At 72.5% G+C, this 24,628-nt stretch carries 22 protein-coding genes; 8 read left to right on the forward strand and 14 right to left on the reverse strand.

Annotated features, from left to right (window positions below):
* Positions 1-21: 21 nt before the first annotated feature.
* From C8E97_RS24295 to pdhA, 4 genes are all read right to left on the reverse strand, one after another.
* On the reverse strand, positions 22-423 hold the full coding sequence (locus C8E97_RS24295) for a nuclear transport factor 2 family protein (RefSeq protein ID WP_121007794.1): 402 nt from the start codon (positions 421-423) through the stop codon (positions 22-24).
* A 331-nt stretch (positions 424-754) separates the two neighbouring features.
* A complete protein-coding gene (locus C8E97_RS24300; RefSeq protein WP_121007795.1) occupies positions 755-2,182 on the reverse strand; it encodes a dihydrolipoamide acetyltransferase family protein in 1,428 nt (475 codons plus the stop codon).
* The gene (locus tag C8E97_RS24305) at positions 2,175-3,176 is read right to left on the reverse strand and encodes an alpha-ketoacid dehydrogenase subunit beta (RefSeq protein WP_121007796.1); all 1,002 of its coding nucleotides are present in this window, start codon (positions 3,174-3,176) and stop codon (positions 2,175-2,177) included. Before C8E97_RS24305 ends, C8E97_RS24300 begins: the two co-directional genes overlap by 8 nt.
* Positions 3,177-3,290: 114 nt before the next feature.
* Positions 3,291-4,358: a pyruvate dehydrogenase (acetyl-transferring) E1 component subunit alpha gene (gene pdhA / locus C8E97_RS24310; RefSeq protein WP_121007797.1), complete on the reverse strand. Its 1,068-nt coding sequence runs from the start codon at positions 4,356-4,358 to the stop codon at positions 3,291-3,293.
* Positions 4,359-4,475: 117 nt separating this feature from the next.
* Here pdhA and C8E97_RS24315 point away from each other — a divergent pair, with 117 nt between their 5' ends.
* The gene (locus C8E97_RS24315; protein ID WP_246019122.1) at positions 4,476-4,967 is read left to right on the forward strand and encodes an Lrp/AsnC family transcriptional regulator; all 492 of its coding nucleotides are present in this window, start codon (positions 4,476-4,478) and stop codon (positions 4,965-4,967) included.
* On the opposite strand, the gene C8E97_RS24320 is transcribed toward C8E97_RS24315, so the two are convergent.
* The 3 genes from C8E97_RS24320 to C8E97_RS24330 all read right to left on the reverse strand — a co-directional run bounded on the left by C8E97_RS24320 (position 4,949) and on the right by C8E97_RS24330 (position 7,804).
* Entirely contained in the window at positions 4,949-5,602 is a 654-nt protein-coding gene (locus tag C8E97_RS24320; RefSeq protein WP_121007799.1) for a CAP domain-containing protein, read from the reverse strand. The genes C8E97_RS24315 and C8E97_RS24320 overlap by 19 nt on opposite strands.
* Positions 5,603-5,843: 241 nt before the next feature.
* Complete coding sequence (locus C8E97_RS24325; protein ID WP_121007800.1) at positions 5,844-7,127, reverse strand: sensor histidine kinase; 1,284 nt, start codon at positions 7,125-7,127, stop codon at positions 5,844-5,846.
* Positions 7,124-7,804, reverse strand: coding sequence for a response regulator transcription factor (locus C8E97_RS24330; RefSeq protein WP_121012261.1), 681 nt, complete (start codon positions 7,802-7,804; stop codon positions 7,124-7,126). The genes C8E97_RS24325 and C8E97_RS24330 overlap by 4 nt, the downstream gene beginning before the upstream one ends.
* 276 nt (positions 7,805-8,080) lie before the next feature.
* Here C8E97_RS24330 and C8E97_RS34855 point away from each other — a divergent pair, with 276 nt between their 5' ends.
* The 5 genes from C8E97_RS34855 to C8E97_RS24360 all read left to right on the forward strand — a co-directional run bounded on the left by C8E97_RS34855 (position 8,081) and on the right by C8E97_RS24360 (position 16,557).
* Complete coding sequence (locus C8E97_RS34855; protein WP_121007801.1) at positions 8,081-8,641, forward strand: hypothetical protein; 561 nt, start codon at positions 8,081-8,083, stop codon at positions 8,639-8,641.
* Positions 8,642-8,695: 54 nt separating this feature from the next.
* A complete protein-coding gene (locus C8E97_RS24340) occupies positions 8,696-9,409 on the forward strand; it encodes a VIT1/CCC1 transporter family protein (RefSeq protein ID WP_121007802.1) in 714 nt (237 codons plus the stop codon).
* A 141-nt stretch (positions 9,410-9,550) separates the two neighbouring features.
* A complete protein-coding gene (locus tag C8E97_RS24345) occupies positions 9,551-9,763 on the forward strand; it encodes a hypothetical protein (RefSeq protein ID WP_121007803.1) in 213 nt (70 codons plus the stop codon).
* 865 nt (positions 9,764-10,628) lie between these two features.
* On the forward strand, positions 10,629-15,113 hold the full coding sequence (gene gltB, locus C8E97_RS24355; RefSeq protein ID WP_121007805.1) for a glutamate synthase large subunit: 4,485 nt from the start codon (positions 10,629-10,631) through the stop codon (positions 15,111-15,113).
* On the forward strand, positions 15,106-16,557 hold the full coding sequence (locus C8E97_RS24360) for a glutamate synthase subunit beta (protein ID WP_121007806.1): 1,452 nt from the start codon (positions 15,106-15,108) through the stop codon (positions 16,555-16,557). The genes gltB and C8E97_RS24360 overlap by 8 nt, the downstream gene beginning before the upstream one ends.
* A gap of 148 nt (positions 16,558-16,705) precedes the next feature.
* On the opposite strand, the gene C8E97_RS24365 is transcribed toward C8E97_RS24360, so the two are convergent.
* The 4 genes from C8E97_RS24365 to C8E97_RS24380 form a co-directional block, all read right to left on the reverse strand.
* Positions 16,706-17,893: a hypothetical protein gene (locus C8E97_RS24365; RefSeq protein ID WP_147455219.1), complete on the reverse strand. Its 1,188-nt coding sequence runs from the start codon at positions 17,891-17,893 to the stop codon at positions 16,706-16,708.
* Positions 17,894-18,038: 145 nt separating this feature from the next.
* Positions 18,039-18,674, reverse strand: coding sequence for a DUF4360 domain-containing protein (locus C8E97_RS24370; RefSeq protein ID WP_121007808.1), 636 nt, complete (start codon positions 18,672-18,674; stop codon positions 18,039-18,041).
* A gap of 79 nt (positions 18,675-18,753) precedes the next feature.
* Positions 18,754-19,371: a DUF4360 domain-containing protein gene (locus C8E97_RS24375; protein WP_121007809.1), complete on the reverse strand. Its 618-nt coding sequence runs from the start codon at positions 19,369-19,371 to the stop codon at positions 18,754-18,756.
* A 249-nt stretch (positions 19,372-19,620) separates the two neighbouring features.
* Entirely contained in the window at positions 19,621-20,139 is a 519-nt protein-coding gene (locus C8E97_RS24380; protein ID WP_121007810.1) for a MarR family winged helix-turn-helix transcriptional regulator, read from the reverse strand.
* A 58-nt stretch (positions 20,140-20,197) separates the two neighbouring features.
* Between C8E97_RS24380 and C8E97_RS24385 the strand changes: the two genes are divergently transcribed.
* On the forward strand, positions 20,198-21,703 hold the full coding sequence (locus C8E97_RS24385) for a GGDEF domain-containing protein (protein ID WP_246019123.1): 1,506 nt from the start codon (positions 20,198-20,200) through the stop codon (positions 21,701-21,703).
* A 122-nt stretch (positions 21,704-21,825) separates the two neighbouring features.
* Positions 21,826-22,095, forward strand: coding sequence for a hypothetical protein (locus C8E97_RS24390; RefSeq protein WP_121007812.1), 270 nt, complete (start codon positions 21,826-21,828; stop codon positions 22,093-22,095).
* A 62-nt stretch (positions 22,096-22,157) separates the two neighbouring features.
* On the opposite strand, the gene C8E97_RS24395 is transcribed toward C8E97_RS24390, so the two are convergent.
* The 3 genes from C8E97_RS24395 to C8E97_RS24405 form a co-directional block, all read right to left on the reverse strand.
* Complete coding sequence (locus C8E97_RS24395; RefSeq protein WP_121007813.1) at positions 22,158-22,367, reverse strand: hypothetical protein; 210 nt, start codon at positions 22,365-22,367, stop codon at positions 22,158-22,160.
* 157 nt (positions 22,368-22,524) lie between these two features.
* Complete coding sequence (locus tag C8E97_RS36870; RefSeq protein WP_121007814.1) at positions 22,525-22,935, reverse strand: peptidase inhibitor family I36 protein; 411 nt, start codon at positions 22,933-22,935, stop codon at positions 22,525-22,527.
* Positions 22,936-23,276: 341 nt separating this feature from the next.
* Positions 23,277-24,080 carry a cyclase family protein gene (locus tag C8E97_RS24405; protein WP_246019124.1) on the reverse strand — a complete coding sequence of 268 codons (804 nt, stop codon included), beginning with the start codon at positions 24,078-24,080 and terminating at the stop codon, positions 23,277-23,279.
* Positions 24,081-24,628 lie beyond the last annotated feature (548 nt).

The following is a 24,628-nucleotide window of genomic DNA, read 5'->3' on the forward strand; positions in this document are numbered from 1 at the left end:
CCGCGCCTTCCGCGTGCTGGGTCAGGGTGCGGCAGGCGGAAGGTCCATGATGCCGGTGGCTTGCGACCAGGCACAACGCCACGTGCCGCCGGCACCGGTGTAGACGTCGGTGTGCCAGGCTTCGTGCCGCGGGATGTCCGCGCCGTCGACGGTGAGCTGGATAACGCACCGGTAGCGGAGGACGACGACGTCGGTGCCGACGATGGCGTCCACGTCGCCGGTCAGCCCGAGTTCCCGGTAGGCGACCCGCCCGGTGGTGAGGAGGTCCAGGTATTCGGCCTTCGTCCACACCGTGCCGGTCGGGTTGCACAACCGGTACTCCGCGGCGTGCAAGCGGTCGTAGGCGCCGCGATCCACGTCGAGGAGACACCGGATCCGATCCCGCTCAGCCTTGATCACTTGGCCGGCCACATCGTCGGTCATACCCGCTCCTGTCCACTCGTTCGGTCCTGATCGACGACAAGCCGCCGACCACCAGGCAGCCGAGCCGCCCAACGAAGTCGAGCAAATCCAACACCGCGAGGCCGCGTCGGTGGTTCGCGGACCCAACGGCGGCCGAGCCGCCCGACGGAGTCGGGCAAATCCAACACCGCGAGGCCGCGTCGGTGGTTCGCGGCGCGGGTTTCGCCGATCACGCTTTTCGATCGGCGAAACCCGCCCCGCGAGCCGCCGACCACCAGGCGGCCGAGCCGCCCGACGAAGGAGGGCAAATCCAACACAGCCGCCCGACGGAGTCGGGCAAATCCAACACAGCTCAAACCCAGCTCAACGCCGTGATCGGCGCTTCGACGCAGTCCGCCACGAACCGCAGGAACCCGCCCGCCGTGCCGCCGTCGCACACCCGGTGGTCGAAGGCCAGCGTCAGCTGGGCCACCTTGCGCACGGCCAACTGCCCGTCCACCGCCCACGGCCGGTCGATGATGCGGCCCAGGCCCAGGATCGCCGCCTCCGGGTGGTTGATGATCGCCGCCGAGCCGTCGACGCCGAAGACGCCGTAGTTGTTGACCGTGAACGTGCCGCCGGTCAGGGACGCGGGTGCGATCCGGCCCTCGCGCGCCGACGTGGCGAGGTCGTCGATGGCGCTCGACAGGGCGGAGGTGGTCAGCGCGTGCGCGTCGCGGACCACCGGGACCACCAGGCCGCGGTCGGTCTGCGCGGCGAATCCCAGGTGGACCTCGTCCAGCACCACGACCTCGTCGCCCTCGACCCGCGAGTTCAGCTCCGGGAACCGCTTGAGCCCCAGCACGGTGAAGCGGGCCAGCAATCCGAGCAGCGACACGGACGGCAGCGCGGCGCGGGCGGCGAGGAAGTCGGTGGCGTCCACGTCCACCCAGACCGTCGCCTCCGGGATCTCGCGGCGGGAGCGCGTCAACTTCTCCGCCACTGCGCCGCGCAGGCCGCGCAGCGGGATACGCCTGGCCGCCGCCGGTCGGCCCGAGTCCTGGTCCGGGTTCGAATCCGCCGACCGGGCCTCCGCCTGGTGCGCGGCGGCGAGTGCGCGTTCCACGTCGGTGCGGCGGATCACGCCGCCCGGACCGGTGCCGGTGATGCGGTCCAGCGCCAGGCCGTTCTCCCGCGCCATCCGCCGCACGAAGGGCGAGATCACGGCCGGCGCGGTCGTGGACGGCTCGGGGGCGCGGGGCAGGGGTGTCCGCGCCTCGACCGACGACGACGCGACCGACCACGACTCCACCGACCGCGACCCGCTCGACCGCGACCCGCTCGACCGCGACCCGCTCGACCGCGACTCCACCGACCGCGGGCCGGCGGACTCCGCGCCGGCCGGCTGCGGACCGGTGGACTGCGCACCGGCGGACTGCGGCGCGAGCACGGGCCGTGCGGCGGTGCCGCCCGGCCCCCGGCGTCCGGACCTGCGGCGACGCGGCGCCTCCGACGTCCCGTAGCCGATCAGGACGTTGCCGGAGCCGGACGACGCCCCCGCCGGCTCGTCCGCGCCCACCGACAGCAGCACCGAGCCGACGGCCAGCTTCTCGCCCGGCTCGCCGAACCGCGCGCGGACCACGCCCTCGAACGGGCACGGGACCTCCACCACGGCCTTCGCCGTCTCGACCTCCACCACGGGCTGGTCGACGGACACGTGGTCGCCCACCGACACCAGCCAGGCGACGATCTCGCCCTCGGTCAGGCCCTCGCCCAGGTCGGGCAGCCGGAAGTCAGGCACCTCGACACCCCACGACCTCGTCGTCCCACTGGAGCCGCGCGATCGCGTCCAGTATCCGGTCCACACCGGGCAGGTGGTGCTCCTCCAGCTTCGGCGGCGGGTACGGGACGTCGAACCCGGTCACCCGCAGCACCGGCGCGTGCAGGTGGTGGAAGCACCGCTCGGTCACCCGCGCCACCACCTCCGCGCCGTACCCGCCGAACCCGGACGCCTCGTGCACCACCACGGCCCGGCCGGTCCGGCGGACCGACGCGCACACCGTGGCGTCGTCGAACGGCGAGAGCGACCGCAGGTCCACGACCTCGACTTCCCAGCCCTCCTCGACGGCCGCCTCGGCGGTCTCCAGCGCGGTCGCCATCAGGGGCCCGTAGGCGATCAGCGTCACGTCGGCGCCCGGCCGCCGCACCACGGCGCGGTCCATCGGCACGGCGACGTCCGACAGCTCGCCCTTGGTCCAGTACCGCCGCTTGGGCTCCAGGAAGATCACCGGGTCGGGCGAGGCGATCGACGCGCGGAGCAGGTGGTAGGCGTCGTCGGGGGTGCCGGGCGTGACGACGGTCAGCCCCGGCGTGTGCGCGTAGTACGCCTCCGACGAGTCGCAGTGGTGCTCGACGCCGCCGATGCCGCCGCCGTACGGCACGCGGATCACGACCGGCAGCGACACCCGGCCGCGCGTGCGGTTGCGCATCTTGGCGAGGTGGCTGGTGATCTGCTCGAACGCCGGGTAGGCGAACGCGTCGAACTGCATCTCCACCACGGGCCGCAGGCCGTTCATCGCCATGCCGATCGCGGTGCCGACGATGCCGGACTCGGCCAGCGGCGTGTCGAACACGCGCGCCTCGCCGAACCGCGCCGCCAGGCCGTCGGTCACCCGGAACACGCCGCCCAGCGGGCCGACGTCCTCGCCGAACACCAGCACGGCCGGGTCGTCGGCCAGCGCGTCGGCCAGGGCACGGTTCAACGCGCCCGCCATCGAGACGGGGACACCGCTCATCGCACCTCCACCTCCTCCACCACGCCGACCGCCACCACGACACCGCTCATCGCACGCCCGCCACCACGCCGACCGCCACCCGGAGCGGCCTCGTGTCCACCACCGGGGCACCGGTCATGCCAGCTCCTCCGCCAGCGCGGCGGCCTGCTCCCGCAGCTGCGCCGTGGGCGTCGCGTAGACGTGCTCGAACAGGGCGGCGGGGTCCCGCGGCCGGTCGGCGTTCAGCTCCGCCCGCACCCGCGCGGCGAACTCCTCGGCCTCCGCCGCCACGGCGGACCGGCGCGCGGCGTCCAGCAGGCCGCGCGAGGTCAGGTACGCCTCGATCCGGTCGACGGGGTCGCGGTCCAGCCACGCGGCGACCTCGTCGGGGGTCCGGTAGCGGGTCGCGTCGTCGGCGTTGGTGTGCGCCTCGATCCGGTAGGTCCGCGCCTCGATCAGCGTCGGCCCGCCGGATTCCAGGGCCTCGCGCACCACCGCGTACACCGCGGCGACGTCGTTGCCGTCCACCAGCACGGAGGGAACGCCGTAGCCGATGCCCTTGTGCGCCAGCGACGGCGCGGCGTTCTGCTTGGACATCGGCACGCTGATCGCGTAGCCGTTGTTCTGCACCAGGAACACGACCGGCGCACGCCACACGCCGGCGAAGTTCAGCGCCTCGTGCGTGTCGCCCTCGCTGGTCGCGCCGTCGCCGAGCAGCACGAGCACCGAGGTGTCCTCGCCCTTGAGCCGCGCGGCGTGCGCGAACCCGACCGCGTGCAGCGTGTTGGTGGCCAGCGGGGTGCACTGCGGCCCGACGCGGTGCGCGCAGGGGTCGTACCCGCTGTGCCAGTCGCCCTGGAGCAGCGTCAGCGCCTCCGCCGGGTCCACACCCCTGGTCACCAGGGCGACCGTGTCGCGGTAGGTGGGGAACAGCCAGTCGGCGGGCCGCAGCGCGAGCACGGAGCCGACCTCGCACGCCTCCTGGCCGCGCGACGACGGGTACACCGCCAGCCGGCCCTGCCGGGTGAGCGCGGTGGCCTGGGTGTCGAAGCGGCGGCCGACGACCATGCGCCGGTGCAGTTCGAGCAGCACGTCGTCGTCGGGCATCACCAGCGGCGAACCGGCCACCGGCGAACCGTCCTTGTCCAGCAGCGACAGCGGTTCGTCGGTCGGCAGCAGCGTCCGCTCCCTCGTCGGCGACATGGCCCCTCCGGCGCTCGGTGGCGAGTAGGGGTATGGTCCGGCTCACACCGACCAAAGATCCAGATCGTGTGCGCAATCCTGGACGAATGGCCTTCCAGCGGGGCTAGAGTGGACCGGGTGACGCCCAGGACTGGACATTCGGCACCGCTCGACGAGACGGACCGGCGGCTGGTGCAGGAGCTGCGCGCGGACGGCAGGCTGTCCATGCGGGCGCTCGCGGAGCGGCTGCACATCTCGCGCGCGAGCGCCTACTCGCGGGTGGAGCGGCTGCACCGGGACGGCGTGATCACCGGCTACACGGCGGTGGTGGACCCGGAGCGGTACGGGTTCGGCATCTCGGCCTACGTCTACCTCAAGATCAGCCAGCACTCGTGGAAGGCGGTGCGGCAGCGGGTGCTGGAGATCCCCGAGGTGTGGCACGGGGCGCTGGTGTCCGGTGACTACGACCTCGTGCTGCTGGTGCGCACGGCGGACGCGCACAGCCTGCGCGACCTGGTGCTGTCCAAGCTCCAGACGATGCCCGACGTGACGTCCAGCCACACCGTGCTGATCCTCGACGAGCTGCCCGCCGAGCAGGACGGCCGCCCCGCTCACCAGCCGAAGTTCTGAGTCCAGTAGAGGCCGTAGGTCCCGCCGCGCGCCAGGCCGACGCCCAGCGACTTGAGCCCGCAGTTGAGGATGTTCGCGCGGTGGCCCGGCGACGCCATCCAGCCCGCGACCACGGCTTCGGGCGTGCGCTGCCCGGCGGCGATGTTCTCCGCGCCGGGCGCGGGGTGCCCGGCGGCCTCGACCCGGTCCACGAACGTGCGGCCGTCCCGCGAGCCGTGGTCGAAGTAGTTCCGCGCCGCCATGTCGGCGCTGTGGGCACGCGCGGCCACGTCCAGCCGCTCGTCGGCCACCAGCGCCGGGCACCCGTTGGCGGCGCGCTCGGCGTTGGTCAGCTCGAACACGGCGGCCTCGGCCTCGGCGTCGGTCCTGGCCGGCGGGGCGGGCTCGGGCCTCGGCCCCGGCTCGCGCGCGGGCGACGCGGTGGCGGTGCCCGGCGACCCCGTGCCGGACGGCGTCCCGGCGGTGCCGGACGGCGTCCCGGTGGCGGCGGGCGGGGTCCCTGGATGCGCCGTGGTGCGCACCGACGTGGTCGCCGTGGCGGTCACCAGACCGCTACCCCGTGGTTGGGCGCAGCCGACGAGGACCAAGCCGGCCAGCGTGGCCAGGGCCGGCAGCGCGGTGCTGGTGCGCGACACGGGAAACCTCACCGGGGTTCGACGGCGTTTCGGGTACGGCGACCGCGCGAGCGCTTTTCGCAGGGTGAGCGCGCTGCGGTCGCCGCACCGAAGGGGGAACCGGGCGGATCGGGCAGGAGGGAGAGCGCTGCGATCGGCCTCAATTCCGGAAATGACCTTAACCGCCGCGGGCGCGTTGTCAACAAGCGATTATTTAAGGAACATTTAAAGCTCGCATGAGGTGGCGGAAAGAATCGGGCGGCTAGCCTTCGTGCTCCGGCAGCAGGGTCAGCCGCAACTGGACCCTGGTGCCGCCGAGCGGCCCGCGGTCGACGACCAGCGAGCCTCCGGTGGACTCGGCCGCGCGGCGGGCGATGTCGAGTCCGAGACCGGTGGAGCCGGCGCTGCTGCTTCCACGGCGCAGCGCCGACTCCAGGTCCTCGATGCCGGGCCCGGAGTCCTCGATGACGATCACCACGTGGTCCGCCCGGTGGAACAGCGCCACGACGAACCCGACGCCCTCCGGCGTGTGCCGGAAGACGTTGCCCAGCACGACGTCCATCGCGGCGGCCAGGTCGGTCCTGGTCAGCGGCACGAACGCGCTGCGCTCCGCGCCCCGCAGGTTCCACCGCCGCCGCTGGTCGTCGGCCAGCGCCGACCAGAACACCAGGCGGTCCCGCACCACCTCCGCCGCGTCGCACCGGCCGCCGTCCGGGTCGTCCAGCTCCCGGCGCGCGGCCCGGATCAGCTCGTTCACCTCGCGCTCCAGCGCGTGGACGGCCTGCCGCACCCGGTTCGCGCCGGGGTCCTGGCCCAGGGTCTCCGAGTCCAGCCGCAGCGCGGTGAGCGGCGTGCGCAGCCGGTGCGACAGGTCGGCCAGCACCTCGCGCTCGGCGGCCATCAGCTGCCCGATCCGGTCCGCCATCCGGTTGAACGCGCCGCCCGCGTCCACCAGCTCGGGCGGCCCGGTCGGCGTCACCCGCGCCGCCAGCTCGCCCTGCTCCATGCGGCGCGCGCCGTCCGCCAGCGCCCTGGACGCCCGGACGACCCGCGCGCCGAGCCGGTCCGCGACCAGCACCGAGGCCAGCACCAGCGACACGGCGACCCCGCTGAGCGCGAGCCAGGCGGGCAGCACGTCCCGCGACAGCTCCGCCTCGGCCACGAACGCCTCCACGACCGCGACCCGGTCCTTGCCGAGCACCACCGGCTGGAGGTGGACGCGCCCGTCCGGGACGGTCCCGGTGAACGCCAGCCCGTCCTCCCGCGCCGTCCGGAGCTGGTCGGGGGTCGCCTTGACCGTGCCGACGACCCCGCCGCCCGGCAGGTGGACGGCCAGTCGACCGCCCGCGGCCGTCAGCGCCTGCTCCACCGTCGCGGGGTCGGCCGTGATGACCAGGACCGGGGTCAGCGCGGCGGCCTGGCGCTCGGCGGTGTCCAGCGCCCGCTCCTCGGCGAGGCGGCGCACGACCAGGGCGAGCGGGATCAGGAACGCCAGCGCCACCATCGACGTGACCGCAAGCGACACCAGGGCCAGGGACTTCCTCACTCGACCGCCGTCAGCTTGAACCCGACGCCGCGCACGGTGTGCAGGTAGCGCGGCCGGGCGGCCCGCTCGCCCAGCTTGCGCCGCAGCCACGAGAGGTGGACGTCCAGCGTCTGGTCGTCGTGCCGGCCGGGCAGGTTCCACAGGTTCGCCAGCAGCTCGCCGCGCGGCACGACCCGGCCCTCCCGCGCCGCGAGGTAGGCGAGCAGGTCGAACTCCTTGCGGGTCAGGCTCAGCTCGCGGTCGCCGAGCCGGGCCTCCCGCCGGTCGAGGTCGACGGTCAGCTCGCCGATCCGGATCGGTCCGGGCGCGGCGTCCTTGCGCGCGCGGCGCAGCACCGCCGACAGCCGCGCGGCGAGGTGCTCGCTGGAGAACGGCTTGACGAGGTAGTCGTCCGCGCCCGCGTTGAGCAGCCGGACGATCTCCGCCTCGTCGTCGCGGGCGGTGGCCACGATGACCGGGACGTCGCACACCCCGCGCATCATCCGCAACGCGTCCGCGCCGTCCACGTCGGGCAGGCCGAGGTCGAGCACCACGAGGTCGAACCGGGTGGCGGTGATCTCGCGCAACGCCTCCAGCGCCGTGCCGACCGGCAGGACGGCGTGGCCCAGGGCCGTCAACGCGCGCGTCACCGCCGACCGCACCACCGGGTCGTCCTCGACGAGCAGCACCGAGACCATGCCGCGCACCGTAACGCGCGGACTTCACGAACGGGTGAACGGCCTTGGCGCGCCCGCGGCGGGGTGTTTCCGGGGCGGCGTCGTGGGGCGGGCGCGACGTCGTGGGGTGGGCGCGACGTCGCGGTCGGCCACGGCGTCGCGGCCGGGCGCGGTGCCGGGGAGTGCGCGTGCCGGTGGTGCGCGGTGGCGCGGGCCGGTCGGGGTGGGGCGCAGGTCGGCGGCGCGGTCGGGAGGTCGAGGGGTCCGCCGCGGCGGTCGCGCCGGCAGGATGACCGCGTGCGCAGGGGCCTCCAGTACTTCGCGGCGTGGTCGGCGTCCACCGCCGTCGCGGTGGCGCTGTCCTGGCTCGGCATCCGGTTCGTGCTGGACGCGGGCGTCTCCGAGCGCTCGCGCGTGGTCGCCGGACCGGTCCAGCAGTCGACGGCGGTCCCGACGACCACCACGACCACCGTCGCCCCGACCACCACCACGACGACGACGGCCGCGGTCGCCCCGCCCGCCGCACCTCCCCCGGTCACGACGACCACCACCACGACCACCACCACCACGACGACAACGACCACCGCGCTCCTGCCGTCCGAGCAGGGCACGTGGGGCGAGCAGAACGGCGAACAGGTGTACCTGCGCAGCTTCGAACTCCAGGGCGGCATCGCGTCGATCAGGTTCTCCCGCGACAACATGGAACCGATCTCGGCGACACCCCGGCAGGGTTACGCGGTCAACGTCGAGCAGCCCGCTTCCGCCGTGGTGGTCGAGTTCGTGGCGCCCGACCGCCGGTCCCGGCTGGAGGCGAGCTGGATCAACGGCCCGCAGTGGCGGATCATCGAGACGCCCTGACCACCGGCCGGTGCCGAACCGCGAACCGCGCGCCACCGCGCGCCGGGTGGTTCGATGATCGACATGACGCACCCAGGCGAAGCGCACCACGAAGACCTCTCGGAACGCCTCAACTGGCTGCGCGCCGGCGTCCTCGGCGCGAACGACGGCATCGTGTCCACCGCCGGCCTCGTGGTGGGCGTGGCGGGCGCGACCACCGACCGCACCACCATCTTCGCCGCCGGCGTCGCCGGGCTGGTGGCGGGCGCGCTGTCGATGGCGGGCGGCGAGTACGTGTCGGTGAGCACCCAGCGCGACACCGAACGGGCCGCGCTGCGGTTGGAGGCGCGCGAGCTGCGCGAGATGCCCGAGGAGGAGGAACGCGAACTCGCGGACATCTACCAGGACAAGGGGTTGTCGCCGGAGCTGGCCACGCGGGTGGCGCGCGAGCTGACCGAGCAGGACGCGTTGCGGGCGCACGCCGAGGCCGAGCTCCAGATCGATCCGGACAACCTGACCAGCCCGTGGCACGCGGCGTGGGCGTCCCTGGTGTCGTTCGCGGTGGGCGCGCTGATCCCGCTGGTGGCGATCCTGGTGCCGCCGACCGGTTGGCGGGTCTGGGCGTGCGCGGTCGCCGTGCTCGTCGGGTTGGTGCTGACGGGGTGGATCAGCGCGCGGCTCGGGTCCAGCCGGGTGTGGCGGGCGGTGCGGCGGAACGTCGTGGTGGGCTCGTTGACGATGGTCGTGACGTACTACGTGGGGCTGCTGTTCGGGGTCACGGTGGGTTAGGCGGCCTGCGGGCGGTTGAGTACCAAGTGAGACGCAACGGAAGAAAGTCGGGCGTTCGAGGTGTGAGGCGGGCGAAAAGCGGGTAACCGCGTTCGACCCGACGTCGTCGAGCACGTCGGGACCGGAGCGGAGGTGCCTGCCGTGACCCATCCCCCGACCGTCGTCTTCGCCCCGCGCACCGAGAGAGCCGAGCGGCGGCTCTGGACGGTGCTCGCGGCGCTCTTCGCCCTCGTCGCCGGGGTGAACTGGGTGTTGGCGCTGAGCGAGGGCCAGTGGTGGCAGGGCGCGGTGGCCGCGCTGTTCGTCCTCGCCGGCACCGGCTGCGCCCGGATCGCCCACCGGACGCGGGCCTGACCGACCACCACATCGCGATCGCCATAGGACGAACGGACGGGAGATCGCGGCCGCGGATTCGTACACAGGCGATGGGGTGGTCGTCTTGCGCAGCGTCCCCGACGACCGTCCAAGACCTGCTGCGCTTCCGGGCACGCGCACTCCGTGCTCACCCTGCTGTGGTCCCGTTGCTTCAAAAGCACATGGGAAGAAAACGCGAACCGGGGGTCACCGAAGCGCGCCGCCCTCGCACCCACCTCATCCTCGCAGGACTGAAGCCCTTGAGGTCTTCCGAGCAACGGGACCACGGCAAGGGGACCACGGACTCCACGCGCCCGGAAGCCTCGCAAGTCTTGGATGGTCGTCGGGAACGCCACGCGGCTCGACCACCCCTCCGCCTGTGTACGAATCCGCCGCGCCGATCCCCCGTGGGTCCCGACCCCGATCCAGGGCGTCACTCCGCCGTCGCCAACCGCGCACCCGCCGACGCCGGCCACGCCGGGGACCACTCGACGGGCAAGCGGCCGATCCGCCGCCCCCGTTGCGCCAATCGGCCGTAACCCGCTGGTCGCGGGGATGTCAACGCCGCGTGGGATTCGCCACGACGCCCTGTCGGACTAGAGCCATCACGGCGAATTCACTCTATCGTCACAAGACCCCGGCAACCCCGGTGCACCGCCCCGCGTGACCACAGCGGCCCCATCCGGCCGCACGGGCACGCGCACAAGGATGTGCAGTCTCCCGCACAACGGAGTGCGGCCCCACGCCGACGATCTCCCGGCGTGGGTTCACAGCCAGCCACGCAGGCCGAGCTGCCACGCGTCAACGTCGCGCGTCGGCGTCGGCCACCTCCGTATGCCCGCACGATGCCACGGGAGGGCCCGTTGTGACCCACCACCACGAGCCACAAGGACTTTACGACCCCCAGTTCGAGCACGACGCCTGCGGTGTCGCGTTCGTCGCCGACCTGGCCGGTCGTCGCAACCACGCGATCGTCGCGCAGGCGCTGGTCGCGCTGCGCAACCTGGAGCACCGGGGCGCGCGGGGCGCGGAGCCGGAGACCGGCGACGGCGCGGGCATCCTGATCCAGGTCCCCGACGCCTTCCTCCGCGAGGTGGTCGACTTCGCGCTGCCCGAACCGGGGTGCTACGCGGTCGGCACGGCGTTCCTGCCCCGCGAGGGCGACGCCGGGGTCAGGGCGGCGGTCGAGCGCATCGCCGAGGAGGAGGGCGCGACCGTCCTCGGGTGGCGCGACCTGCCGGTGGACACCGACCACGTCGGGCCGACCGCGCGGACCACCATGCCCGCGTTCAGCCAGCTCTTCCTCGGCGGCGAGGAGGGCATGGAGCTGGAGCGCCTCGCGTTCGTGGTGCGCAAGCGCGCCGAGCACGAGACCGACGTGTACTTCCCGAGCCTGTCCGGCCGGACCATCGTCTACAAGGGGATGCTGACCGAGCCGCAGGTCGCGAGGTTCTTCCCGGACCTCACCGACGAGCGCGTGACCAGCTCGGTCGGCCTGGTGCACTCCCGGTTCTCCACCAACACGTTCCCGTCGTGGCCGCTGGCCCACCCGTACCGGTACGTGGCGCACAACGGCGAGATCAACACCCTGCGCGGCAACCGGAACTGGATGGACGCCCGCGAGTCGACGCTCGCCACCGACCTGATCCCCGGCGACCTGTCGCGCATCTTCCCGGTCATCACGCGGGGCGCGAGCGACTCCGCCTCGTTCGACGAGGTGCTGGAGCTGCTGCATCTGGGCGGGCGGTCGTTGCCGCACGCGGTCCTGATGATGATCCCCGAGGCGTGGGAGAACCACACCGGGATGGACCCGCAGCGGCGCGCGTTCTACGAGTTCCACGCCACGCTGATGGAGCCGTGGGACGGCCCGGCGCTCGTGGCGTTCACCGACGGCACGCTGATCGGCGCGGTGCTGGACCGGAACGGGCTGCGGCCCGCCCGGTACTGGGTCACGGAGGACGGCCTGGTGGTGCTGGGTTCCGAGGCCGGCGTGCTGGACCTCGACCCGACGACCATCGTCCGCAAGGGACGGCTGGAGCCGGGCCGGATGTTCCTCGTGGACACCGCCGCCGGCCGGATCGTCGACGACGAGGAGATCAAGGGCGAACTCGCCGCCGAGCACCCGTACCGCGAGTGGGTGGCCGACGGCGTGCTCCACTTGGCCGACCTGCCCGAGCGGGAGCGCGAGGTGCCGACGCACGCCTCCCTCGTGCGCCGCCAGCAGGTGTTCGGCTACACGGAGGAGGAGCTGGCGCTGCTGCTGCGGCCGATGGCCGTCACCGGCGCGGAACCGATCGGCTCGATGGGCAACGACGCACCCTTCGCGCCGCTGTCGGACCGGCCGCGGCAGCTTTTCGACTACTTCACCCAGCTGTTCGCGCAGGTGACGAACCCGCCGCTGGACGCGATCCGCGAGGAGCTGGTGACCAGCCTGCGCGCCACGCTCGGCGCCGAGCCCAACCTGCTGGACGTGGCGGGCGACTCGTGCCGCCGCATCGCGCTCCCGTTCCCGGTGCTGGACAACGACGAGCTGGCCAAGCTGGTGCACGTCGACGACGACGGCGCGCTGCCCGAGTTCCGCACCTGCACCGTGCGCGGCACCTACGACGTGCGGGGCGGCGGCGCGGCGCTGGTCGGCAGGCTGGCCGAGATCAGGGTCGAGGTGTCGGCGGCGATCCGGGACGGCGCGCGGCTCATCGTGCTGTCCGACCGGGGCGTGGACGCCGAGCACGCGCCGATCCCGTCGCTGCTGCTGACCGGCGCGGTGCACCACCACCTGGTGCGCGAGAAGACCCGGACGCAGGTCGACCTGATCGTGGAGGCGGGCGACGCCCGCGAGGTGCACCACGTCGCGCTGCTCATCGGCTACGGCGCGAAGGCGGTCAACCCGTACCTGGCGATGGCGTCGGTCGAGGAGCTGCCCGGCCTGGACGGCCGGACCGCGACCCGGAACCTGATCAAGGCGCTGGGCAAGGGCGTCCGCAAGACCATGTCGAAGATGGGCGTCTCGACCGTCGCCTCGTACACCGGCGCGCAGATCTTCGAGGCGATCGGGCTGGGCGCCGAGGTGGTCGACTCCTGCTTCACGGGGACGACCTCCCGGCTCGGCGGCATCGGGTTCGACGTCATCGCCGAGGAGGTCGCGCGGCGGCACCGGCTCGCGTTCCCCGTCGACGGCGTGCGGGCGCACCACCGCGAGCTGGAGACCGGCGGCGACTACCAGTGGCGGCGCGAGGGCGAGGCGCACCTGTTCAACCCGCGGACGGTGTTCAAGCTCCAGCACTCCACGCGGTCCGGCCGCTACGACGTGTTCAAGGAGTACACGAAGGCCGTCGACGACCAGTCCCGGCGGCTGATGACGCTGCGCGGGCTGTTCGAGTTCAAGGAGACCACGCCGATCCCGATCGAGGAGGTGGAGCCGGTGTCCGAGATCGTGAAGCGGTTCGCCACCGGCGCGATCTCCTACGGCTCGATCTCCCGCGAGATGCACGAGGTCCTCGCGATCGCGATGAACCGGCTGGGCGCGAAGTCCAACACCGGCGAGGGCGGCGAGGACGCCGAGCGGTTCACGCCCGACGCCAACGGCGACTCGCGGCGGTCGGCGATCAAGCAGGTGGCGTCCGGCCGGTTCGGCGTGACCAGCGAGTACCTGGTGAACGCCGACGACATCCAGATCAAGATGGCGCAGGGCGCGAAGCCGGGCGAGGGCGGCCAACTGCCCGGCGCGAAGGTGTACCCGTGGATCGCGAAGACGCGGCACTCCACGCCGGGTGTGGGCCTGATCTCGCCGCCGCCGCACCACGACATCTACTCCATCGAGGACCTGGCGCAGCTCGTCCACGACCTGAAGAACGCCAACCCGGCGGCCCGCGTCCACGTGAAGCTGGTCTCCGAGGTCGGCGTCGGCACGGTGGCGGCGGGCGTGTCCAAGGCGCACGCGGACGTGGTGCTGATCTCCGGCCACGACGGCGGCACCGGCGCGTCGCCGCTGTCGTCCATCAAGCACGCGGGCGGCCCGTGGGAGCTGGGCCTGGCCGAGACGCAGCAGACGCTGCTGGCCAACCGGTTGCGCGACCGGATCGTGGTGCAGACCGACGGCCAGCTCAAGACCGGCCGGGACGTCGTCATCGCGGCGCTGCTGGGCGCGGAGGAGTTCGGGTTCGCGACCGCTCCCCTGGTCGTCTCGGGCTGCGTCATGATGCGCGTCTGCCACCTGGACACGTGCCCGGTGGGCGTGGCGACGCAGAACCCCGTGCTGCGCGCCAGGTTCGCGGGCAAGGCCGAGCACGTCGTGAACTTCTTCGAGTTCGTGGCGCAGGAGGTCCGGGAACTGCTGGCACGCCTGGGCTTCCGGACGCTGGCCGACGCCGTCGGGCACGCGGAGCTGCTGGACACGCGGGAGGCCGTGGACCACTGGAAGGCGTCCGGGCTGGACCTGTCGCCGATCTTCCACGTGCCGCCGCTGCCCGAGGGCGCGGCCCGGCGGCGCACCGTCGCGCAGGACCACGGGCTGGACAAGGCGCTGGACAACACGCTGATCCAGCTCGCCGAGGGCGCGATCGCGTCCGGTGACCGGGTGCGGCTGGAACTGCCGGTGCGCAACGTCAACCGCACGGTCGGCACGATGCTCGGCTCCGCGGTGACCAGGCGGTGGGGCGGCGCGGGACTGCCGGACGACACGATCGACATCACGTTCACCGGGACCGCCGGGCAGTCGTTCGGCGCGTTCCTGCCGCGCGGCGTCACGCTGCGGCTCGTCGGCGACGCCAACGACTACGTGGCCAAGGGCTTGTCCGGCGGGCGGATCACCGTCCGGCCGGTGCCCGACGCGCAGTTCGCCGCCGAGCAGCACGTCATCGCGGGCAACGTGATCGCCTACGGCGCGACCGGCGGCGAGGTCTTCCTGCGCGGCAAGGTCGGCGAGCGGTTCTGCGTGCGCAACTCGGGCGCGCTGGCCGTCGTGGAGGGCGTGGGCGACCACGGCTGCGAGTACATGACCGGCGGCCGGGTGGTCGTGCTCGGCCCGACCGGGCGCAACTTCGCGGCGGGCATGTCGGGCGGCATCGCCTACCTGCTGGACGCGGTGGAGCGGAACGTCAACCCGGAGATGGTGGACCTCGACCCGGTGGCCGAGGCGGACCGCGAGTTCCTGCGCGCCGCGGTGGAGAAGCACTACGCGGAGACCGAGTCCGCGGTGGCGCACGGCCTGCTGGCGGACTGGGACCTCGCGGTCGACCGGTTCACCAAGGTCATGCCCAAGGACTACAAGCGGGTGCTGGCGGCACAGGCGCGGGCCGAGCAGGAGGGCCGCGACGTCGACGAGGCGATCATGGAGGCCGCACATGGCTGACCCACGCGGATTTCTCACCACGGCGCGGGAAACGCCCCGCAGCCGACCGGTGTTCCTGCGCCTGCGGGACTGGCGCGAGGTGTACGAGGAGTTCGAGCGGCCCCGGCTGGAGCGGCAGGCCGGCCGCTGCATGGACTGCGGCATCCCGTTCTGCCACCAGGGCTGCCCGCTGGGCAACCTGATCCCGGAGTGGAACGGCCTGGTGTGGCGGCAGGACTGGCGCGACGCGGCGGAGCGCCTGCACGCCACCAACAACTTCCCGGAGTTCACCGGGACGCTGTGCCCCGCGCCGTGCGAGGCGGCGTGCGTCGTCGGCATCGACGGCGACCCCGTCACGATCAAGCGGGTCGAGATCTCGATCGTCGACCGCGCCTGGGACGAGGGGTGGGTCACGCCGCAGCGGCCGCTGACCCGCACCGGCAAGCGCGTCGCCGTGGTCGGTTCGGGGCCCGCGGGGCTGGCCGCCGCGCAGCAGCTGACCCGCGCCGGGCACGACGTGGTGGTGCTGGAGCGGGCGGACGCGATCGGCGGCCTGCTGCGCTACGGCATCCCCGAGTTCAAGATGGAGAAGTGGCGGCTGGACCGGCGGCTCGACCAGCTGCGGGCCGAGGGCACGGAGTTCCGGACCAACGTCGAGGTCGGCGTGGACGTCACGGTGGCCGAGCTGCGCGCGTCCTACGACGCCGTGGTGCTGGCGGGCGGCGCGACGGCGTGGCGCGACCTGCCGGTGCCCGGCCGCGAGCTGTCCGGCGTGCACCAGGCGATGGAGTACCTGCCGTGGGCGAACCGGGTGGCGCGCGGCGAGCTGGCCGACTCGCCGATCAGCGCGGCGGGCAAGCACGTCGTGGTGATCGGCGGCGGCGACACGGGCGCGGACTGCGTCGGCACCGCCCACCGCCAGGGCGCGCTGTCGGTGACCCAGCTGGAGATCCTGCCCCGGCCGCCGGAGCGGCGGTCCGCGGCGCACCCGTGGCCGACGTACCCGGCGCTGTACCGGGTCACCTCGGCGCACGAGGAGGGCGGCGAGCGGCTGTACTCGACGTCCACGGTGGAGTTCCTGGGCGACGGGGACGGCGCGGTGCGCGCGCTGAAGCTGGTCGAGGTGGCGTCCTCCGGCGGCCGGTTCGAGCCGGTGCCGGGCACCGAGCGGGAGATCCCGGCGCAGCTGGTGGCGCTGGCCCTGGGCTTCGTCGGGCCCGAGCGGACCGGGTTGCTGGACGACCTGGGCGTGGACCTCGACGAGCGCGGCAACGTCGCCCGCGACGACCGGTTCGCGACCTCGGTGGACGGCGTGTTCGTGGCCGGTGACATGGGGCGCGGCCAGTCGCTGATCGTGTGGGCCATCGCCGAGGGCCGCTCGGCGGCGGCAGGTGTCGACGCCTACCTGACGGGCCGCGACGTGCTGCCCCGGCCGATCGAGCCGACGGACCGGCCGCTGTCCTGAGCCGGGCGTCGCGGCGGGTGCCGCGACGCCCACCGGCGAGGGGCCCGGTGGCGGACGACGACGTCCGCCACCGGGCCCCTCGCCGACCCGACCGCACAACCCCCTCGGCGCACGACCGCTCAGGGCACGACCGCTCAGGGCACGACGCTCACGGCACGGCCGTCAGCTTGAGGTCGGCCACCCGCAGCGGACGCCCCACCAGGTCGCGGGTGCTCCACGTCGGGTCCGACCCGCTCCACGACACCGAGCCGCAGCCGAGCGCCGCGACCATCTCGCCGGCGGGCAGCACGCCGGGGAAGGCCACCGTGCGCCGCACCACCGCGCCACCGCCGGGCACGTCGAGGAAGAACCGCTCCCGCAGCGCGTCGAACAGCCCGTCCAGCCGCAGCTCGACGCCGCCCTGGCCGACCAGCCGGCACGAGCCCACGACGCTGACCTTGGCCGTCGCCGAGCTCCGGTTGACCACCGAGACGGTGACCTTGGTGAAGTTCGCCGTCACGGCCACCTGCTCCACGGTCGCCACCAGCGGGCCCAGCCTGCCCGCGACGGGCGCGGCGAGCCGCTCGGCGACCACCGACTCGTGCGCCGTGAGCCGGTCGGCGGTGGCCGCGGTCCCGTACGCCGCGCCGCCGCCGATGCCCAGCAGCACGCACGCGGCCACGGCGGGCGAACCGGGTGCGGCGCCGCGCGCGCGGGCCTCCGCCGACCCGTGCAGCAGGTCCGCCACCAGCGGCACCGCGGCCAGCGCGACCGCGAGCCCGGCGGTCGCCAACGGTGCCGTCGTCGGCTGCACCGCCTTCACCACCGCGGTCGTGACGAGGGACAGCACCAGGCACAGCAGGGCGCGGCCCGGCGTGAGGAGCCTCCTGCGCCGCCGGGGCGGCGGGCCGGTGCGCCGGGCGGGCGCGCGGGCGGGCTCCCGGCGGCCGTCCCGACGCGGGTCCGGTCGCCCGTCGCGGGGCGGCTCCCGGAGGTCGCCGCCGTACGCGCCGCCGGTCGGCTCCCGCGGGGTGCCGCGGTGCGCACCGCGCGGCGGCTCCCAGAGATCGTCCAAGTAGGCGCGCGACGACCACCGGACGTCGTCGCGGTGCGCACCGCCCGGCGGCTCGCGGAGATCGTCCGGACAGGCGCGCGACGACCTGCGGGCGTCGTCGCGGTGCCTGCCCCGCGGCGGTTCCCCGGCTCCGTCCCGCACGTCCCGGCTCGACCCGCGACGACCCTCCGGAGTGGACTCCCGGCGCGCCTCCGGGTACGGCGCGCGGCGCGCGTCCCGCGGCGCGGCGCGACGCCCGGCCCGCCGTGCCCGGCCGAGCGGGTCCTGCGGGGAAGTGCTCATCGCGGCCCCCACCTCGTGTCCGCAACCCGTGGCCCCACCAGCGTGCGGTCCGGTGATCGAATCGGCCGGACCACACGCCGGGGAATCACTCGGACGAGTGGCCCCGGAAGGGGCCGGGCGGCCGCGCCCCGCCCGGCCCGGCCGGCTAGCGGCAGACCTTCCAGGCGAAGTGGTACTTCGTGTCGAACTCACCGTCGGTGGAGTCCATCGACATGAAGCTCGTCGTCGTGCTGGGGTTCGACGAGCCGGCGTTCACCCGCAGCTCGGTGTTGATGTTGAAGTTCCGGCGCTCGCCGCACGGGTGGTAGACGATCGCGTGGATCTCCGTGGTGTCGGTCGCCTGCCAGTCGTCGGTCAGGGGACCGTTGTAGGTGTGGGTCTTGTAGGCGGTCGGCGACATGCCCTGGAAGTAGTAGTTCGCCCGCTCCACCCCGGAAGCGCCCTTCTCCAGGTGGGCGAACCCCCGGTAGTCGGATTGCGCGATGCCGTAGGTGAAGCCCTGCGGCACGTTGACTCTCAGGTTCAGCTGGCAGTTCTTCCGGAAGTCGGTGGGCGACGCGCCCACCCCGACCTGGGCGAGGAAGTCGCTGTACGTGACGGTGAACGCCTTGTTGTCCGGTGAGACCGCGACCGCCGCGGTGCCCGCCGGGCAACCCGACCCGTTGACCGTCACCACGTCGATGGTGATGTGGTCGGGCGGTGGCGTCGTGCCCGGCGCCCCACCCGGAGGAAAGATGATCACCGACGTCGCCAAGGCGGCCGCGGCCGCGAAGTTCAGCATGAAAGCACCTTCCGACTAGTTCTGCGCGGCGGCGGCGAGAATTGATGCCCAGCCCGCGGCGGCGACCGTCAGGAAAGGGTCAGCACTTCTTCCACGAGAAGTGGTAGCGCGTGCTGACGTTACTGTCGGTGGAGTCCATGACCATGAAGCTGTTACCCCGCGAGTTGCCCGCCGAGACGCGCAGTTCGGTGTTCACGTTGAACAACCGGCGCTCGCCGCACGGGGCGTACACGATGGCATCCCACTGAGTGCTGTCGGTGGCCTGCCAGTTGTCACTGAGCGGCCCGTGATAAGTGTGGCTCTTGCGCGCGGTGGGCGACATACCGGAGAAGTAGTAATTGCCCTGCTCCATTCCGGAGGCACCCGCCTGGAGGTGCGCGAACCCCCGGTAGTCGGCCTGGGCGATGCCGAAGGTGAAGCCCTGCGGGTAGCTCAGCTGGACGGTGAGCTGGCAGTTCTTCCGGAAGTCCGTCGGCTCCGAGCCCGTGCCCGCCTGCGCGAGGAACTGGCTGTAGGTGACGGTGAAGGAGGTGCGGTCCTCGGAGGCGGCGACCGCCGCGGTGCCGGCCGGACAACCGGAACCGTTGACCGTCAGCACGTCGACGCGCACGTAGTCCGGCGCCGCCTGCCCGGTCACGTCGCCGGTCGGCACTAAAGCGGTCAAGGCGAGGGCAGCCGCTGCCAAAGTGGTCAGCATGGGGGGCCTTTCTGCTGCGTGGTGACGCGGCGGCGCGCTGGAAATGTAGCGCAGAATACTCGGGGCCCGTTCCGCCAACTGGGTGGCGAGAGTTTTTCAAACGTCCGACCGGGTTCGACGGGACCTCGCCACATGGTCGGATGACCACATCTCGGCGAAGATCGCTCCACGTTTCAACCACAGTTTTCCGGAATACTGTCCCTCCACTTCGGACGAGCCCGACCGGAACTGCGCGACCGGCCGGTCGAATTAATCCGGACGGGCTGCGACCACGCGGCGGATCAACTCCACCATCTGCGCGCGCTCCGCCGGGTCCAGCACCTCGAACCACCGCGCCTCGCGGGCGTTCTGGCTCGGGAAGACTCGGGACACGGCCTCCCGGCCGCCGTCGGTCAGCGCCACGAACACCACCCGCCGGTCCTGGTCGTCGCGGGTCCGCTCGACCAGCCCCGCCCGCTCCAGCGTGTTGATCAGGTTGGACATCGCCGACCGCGTGGTGCCCGACAGGTCGGCCAGCCGCGCCGGCTGGGTCGGCCCGAGCACCCACAGCTTGAACATCAGCCGGAACCCCGGCATGGTCCACCCCTGCTCGCGGTGCACCAGCGCCTCGTAGTCCGTGATCATCGCGTACGCGAGGTGGAGCACGTTGTACGACAGGCCGAACGCCTCCGCGTCGCCCCCCAGCTCCGCGATCCGGTGCCGTGCGAACCGCTCGTAGTCCTGCTCCGTCGCGACCTCGCTCGCGACGGGCGCCTCCTGCTCTGCCACCTGCGCATCCTCGCAGGGTCGGCCGGTCAGGGGAACGCGAATGCGGCACACTGACCGCGTGCTGGGGACGAGGCGGTTCGGCGTCACGGCGGCGCTCGCGCTCGGGCTGGGCACCGCGGCGTCCGTCGCGGCCGGTTTCGACGTCGTCACGGGCGCCGCCGCGGTGGCGCTGGACGACCTGGCGCAACTGGCCACCGGCCTGTTCGCGACCGGCTGCTGCTGGTGGACCGCGCGCCGCGCGCGCGGCCCGGACCGGGCGTGGCGGGTGGTGATGGGCTTCGGGATGCTCGGCTGGTCGGTCGGGCAGTGCCTGTGGACCTGGTACCAGCTCGTCGAGGAGCGGGCGGTGCCGTCGCCGTCGCCCGCCGACGCCGGGTACCTCAGCATCGTGCCGTTCGCGTTCGTGGCGCTGCTCGTGATCGGCAGCCACCGCCGCTCCGGGACGCCGGACGCGCTGCTGGACCGCCGCTCCCGGAGCGCGCGCCTGGTCCTGCTGCTGGACGGGCTGATCGTGGTCGGCTCGCTGTTCCTGCTCACCTGGACGACGTCGCTGGGCGGCCTGGTGCAGGCGGGCAACCCGAGCACGGCCGCGTTCCTGGTCGCCATCGCCTACCCGCTGACCGACCTGGTGCTGATCGTCATCGTGGTCGTGCTCTGCGCGGACCGGAAGGTCGTGCTGCGGCCCCAACTGCGGCTGCTCGGCCTGGGCCTGATCGGGCTGGCCGTGTCCGACGGCGTGTTCGCCTACCTGGTGAGCGTCCAGGCGCCGGAGGTCCCGCCGCTGGCGAACGCGGGCTTCGTCCTCGGCCCGGTGCTGATCGCGCTGGCCGCCCTGGTCCCGTCCGCGCCGCACGCGGGACCCGCCCGCACCGCCCGGTCGTGGCAGTGGGCGTACCTGCTGATGCCGTACGTGCCGCTGCTGGTGTGCGGGGTGCTGGTGCTGCGCCGGACGCAGATCGGCGACCTCGCGGCGCTGGACGGGGTGGAGATCGGCTGCGGCTTCACGGTGTTCGTCGCGGTGATCCTGCGCCAGCTCGCGACCATAGTGGACAACGCCCGGCTCGCCGTGATGCTGCGGGAGTCGGAGCAGATCCTGGCGCACCAGGCTCGGCACGACCCGCTCACCGGCCTGGCGAACCGGGCGCTGTTCGAGAGCAGGCTGGAGGAGGCGATGGCCGAGCATCACGCCGGTGTGCCGTTCGGACTGCTGTTCGTGGACCTGGACGACTTCAAGTCGATCAACGACGTGTCCGGCCACGCCCACGGGGACGCGGTGCTCGAACGCGTGGCCGAGCGGCTGCTCGCGTGCGTGCGGGACAGCGACGTGGTGGCGCGGCTGGGCGGTGACGAGTTCGGCGTGCTCGTGCGCGGGGTGGACGAGCCGGAGAAGGTGGCGTTCCGCGTGCTCGACGCGCTCGGCGACGAGATCAGCGCCAGCGTGGGTGTCGTGGTGTGCGCCGAGCCCGATCCGGAGGACACCGCGCAGTCCGTGCTGAAGCGGGCCGACCAGGCCATGTACGAGGCCAAGCGCGACGGTGGCCGGGGCCTGGTCATCCACCCCTGAGGACGTGCCGGGCCGAAGTGGTGACACGGCCCCGTTGCCCGTTGTCGGAGCTACTCGGCCGGTAGTCTGGCGCGGTGTCAACGCCCCCGCGAACCGACTTCAGCTCATCAGCCCGGCGCCACATGGACGACGCGGTTCTGCTGCACGCGCAAGCTCGACCGGTCAACGCGGACCACCTCGCGGGATTGGCTGCCGAGTGCGCGCCGAAAGCGCTGACAGCAGGTTTCCTGGGCGGGACGGTGGATCAACACGACCTCGTCGTGCACCCGGATACCGGTGCGCCGATCAAGAAGCATGTGAACACCCTGTGGCCGGAGATGGCGACCATCGTCCGGAGCAGGTCCGCAAGTGCGCTGACTCCCCTGCTCACCACGCAACCGTTCGCCAACTGAAAGGTGGACGAGCGCTACTGCGATGGAACGCGCCTGACGGCGGCAGTCGTGGCTGACCACATTTACGCCGCGCGTTCGGTGATCGGCGTCCTCGAACAGGCGCACATCGACGGGGTGCTGACGTGACCATCCGGTTCGACGAGGCTCGGGTTGGCGCGCTGGATGTCGCCAACGCGGCCGCCAAGGAACTCGACACCGACGTGACCGTCATCCGAGACCTCTTCGCGCCGAACCAGATCGTCGGTTCGCCGGACCGCCACCCCGTTGGCCATCCCGCACAGCCTGGACCTCGTCGGCCTGGACCCTCGCCGTAACAGCTCGTGGGCGAGTACCGAGTTGATCGATGCGGCATACCGGGAGTTCGTCGAAGCGGTCACGGCGATGATCGAAGAAGGTGCCCGGCCTACTGTTCGGCGGGCCACCCCGTCGTCACTGCCACACGCGTTCGAAGGCGGAAGACGCGAGTATGAGGTTCCACTTCTCGCCTGGTTCGAGGATCACCCTAGTCCCTCGGCAGCCCCTGTTGGTCCAGACCTCCACCCTGGAGTCGAGCCGGTTGTACACGGACCCAGCGGGATGATTATTGATGACCGAGCAATCGTGGTACCGGGGGTTGGGCCGCTCGTCGATCTTCTCCTTCCCATCCCACTGCCGATAGAAGCAGACAGAGCCCGAGTCGCAATCCCAGTCGGCCCGCGCACTGGAGTTGCGCACCTGTTCGCGTTCCAGTCGCACCGGGCCGGCTGCGGCGGGTGCTGCCAGACCGCAGACGGCAAGTGCGGCCACTGTGCCGACGATCAACTTGTGGACCGATTTTCGTGACGAGGACATGTGCCTCATACCTCACCTGATCGAATTGGTTTCCGATTGACGACCCGGTGGACCGTCGAGAAAACATACGACGGGAGCGCGGGAACTCACTCCTCCAAGGAATGATGATGGGCAACTGCAACCGGTGCCGGCAAGGTCACGGATGGGTTGTTGCCGCATCGGGGGAGACGATTGACACGTTGGGGTCCGATGACCTTGGTCATGCGAGGTCGTGTGACTGTCCGCTGCCACCGACACGGATGCCCTATCGCGACAAGTCATGCCGAAGTGTGGGCGAATGATGTTTGGCGCGATGGCTGATCGCCCGCGGCGAGACCGCCCCGGTGGTGTCGGAGGCCGCCTCGACAGGCTCAGCGCTTGGGCACGAACGCGTAGACGCTGGCGGGCGAGCCCGAGCCGCGGCGGTTCACCGTGCCGCCGACCAGGACGTGCGCGCCGGTCGCGGGCAGTTCCGCCAGGTTCGCCAGCACCTCCAGGCTGATCCGGCGTTCCCGGTACAGCAGCTTGGACACCGCGTAGGAGGTGTCCACCGCCCGCTCCGGGCTGAACGTGTCGGTGCCGAGCGCGCCGCGCCGGCCCAGCCGCCCGGTGCGGACCAGCCACCGCGCCGCCTCCAGCGAGAACCCCGGCTGGTGCATCTGCCCGGAGGCGTCGAAGTTGTAGAACGCGGGCGTGCCCCACCGGTCCTCCCAGCCGGTCCACAGCACGATCGCCGCCTCCTGCGGGATGCGCCCGTGCTCGCGCTCCCACCGCTGGAGGTCGGCGACGGTCACCTCGTAGTCGGCGTCGCGCCGCGCCCGCGCCCGCACGTCCACCTTGACGGCGGGCAGGAACAGGTCCTCGGCGTCCAGCTCGTCCGCGTGCCGCTCGCCCTCGTTGAAGTGCGAGGGCGCGCCCCAGTGGGTGCCGGTGTGCTCGCCCTGCCGCACGTACTGGAGGTAGAAGCCGTCCTCGGGCACGGTCGTCACCGTGGTCATGGTGAACGCCGGGTCGCCGGGGTAGACGTTGGTCCGGTCCGGGTCGTTGACGTGCGCCAGGTTCACCAACCGGTAGTCCTTGAGGCCGAGCGTGCCGGCGCTCGCCGTCCCCGCGCCCGCCACGGCCATGCCGCCCACAGTCGTCACCACGCCCGCGAGCATCGACCGTCTCCGCACCCTCGACCACTCCTCTGCCCGCCTGTCACCCGATCCGGGCAACATTAACCGCTCGGTGATCACGGCACGAGGACCTGCCGGACGGCCCGCCCAGCCGCCGTACGGGTGAAGGCGTCGTTCGGTCGACCGAGCGCCGGTCGTCCGGTCGGCGACTCGCCGGCCGCGCGCCCGCCCCCTCCCGCGGGCACGGCGCCGCGCGCTCGGTGTGCTGCCCCATCGCGGCAAGCGATCTTCCCGGATGGCCGCTTCGGGTGCGCTCTCCGTGACCGGGCGACCGCGTCCCACTCCCGGCGGACCACCCGCGACCGGACGGAGCAGCGCCCCCACCCTGCGCACCCGCCGCGGTCGTCGCACGCACACCCGGACGGTGACCACCCGGAGCAGCGCGTCCCACTTCGGCGCGGGCGTACCTGCCGATGGCTGATCTTTTGGCCGCAAAGATGCGGTATAACCACTCGAAGGATACCTCACCCACCGGTCAATGGCACTTTGCGGTGAAATCCACTGGAACGAAAGAGTTACGCATTCCAAGTGAACACGAATATGAC

The sequence above is a fragment of the Saccharothrix australiensis genome (genome assembly GCF_003634935.1).
Classification (GTDB): Bacteria; Actinomycetota; Actinomycetes; order Mycobacteriales; family Pseudonocardiaceae; genus Actinosynnema; species Actinosynnema australiense.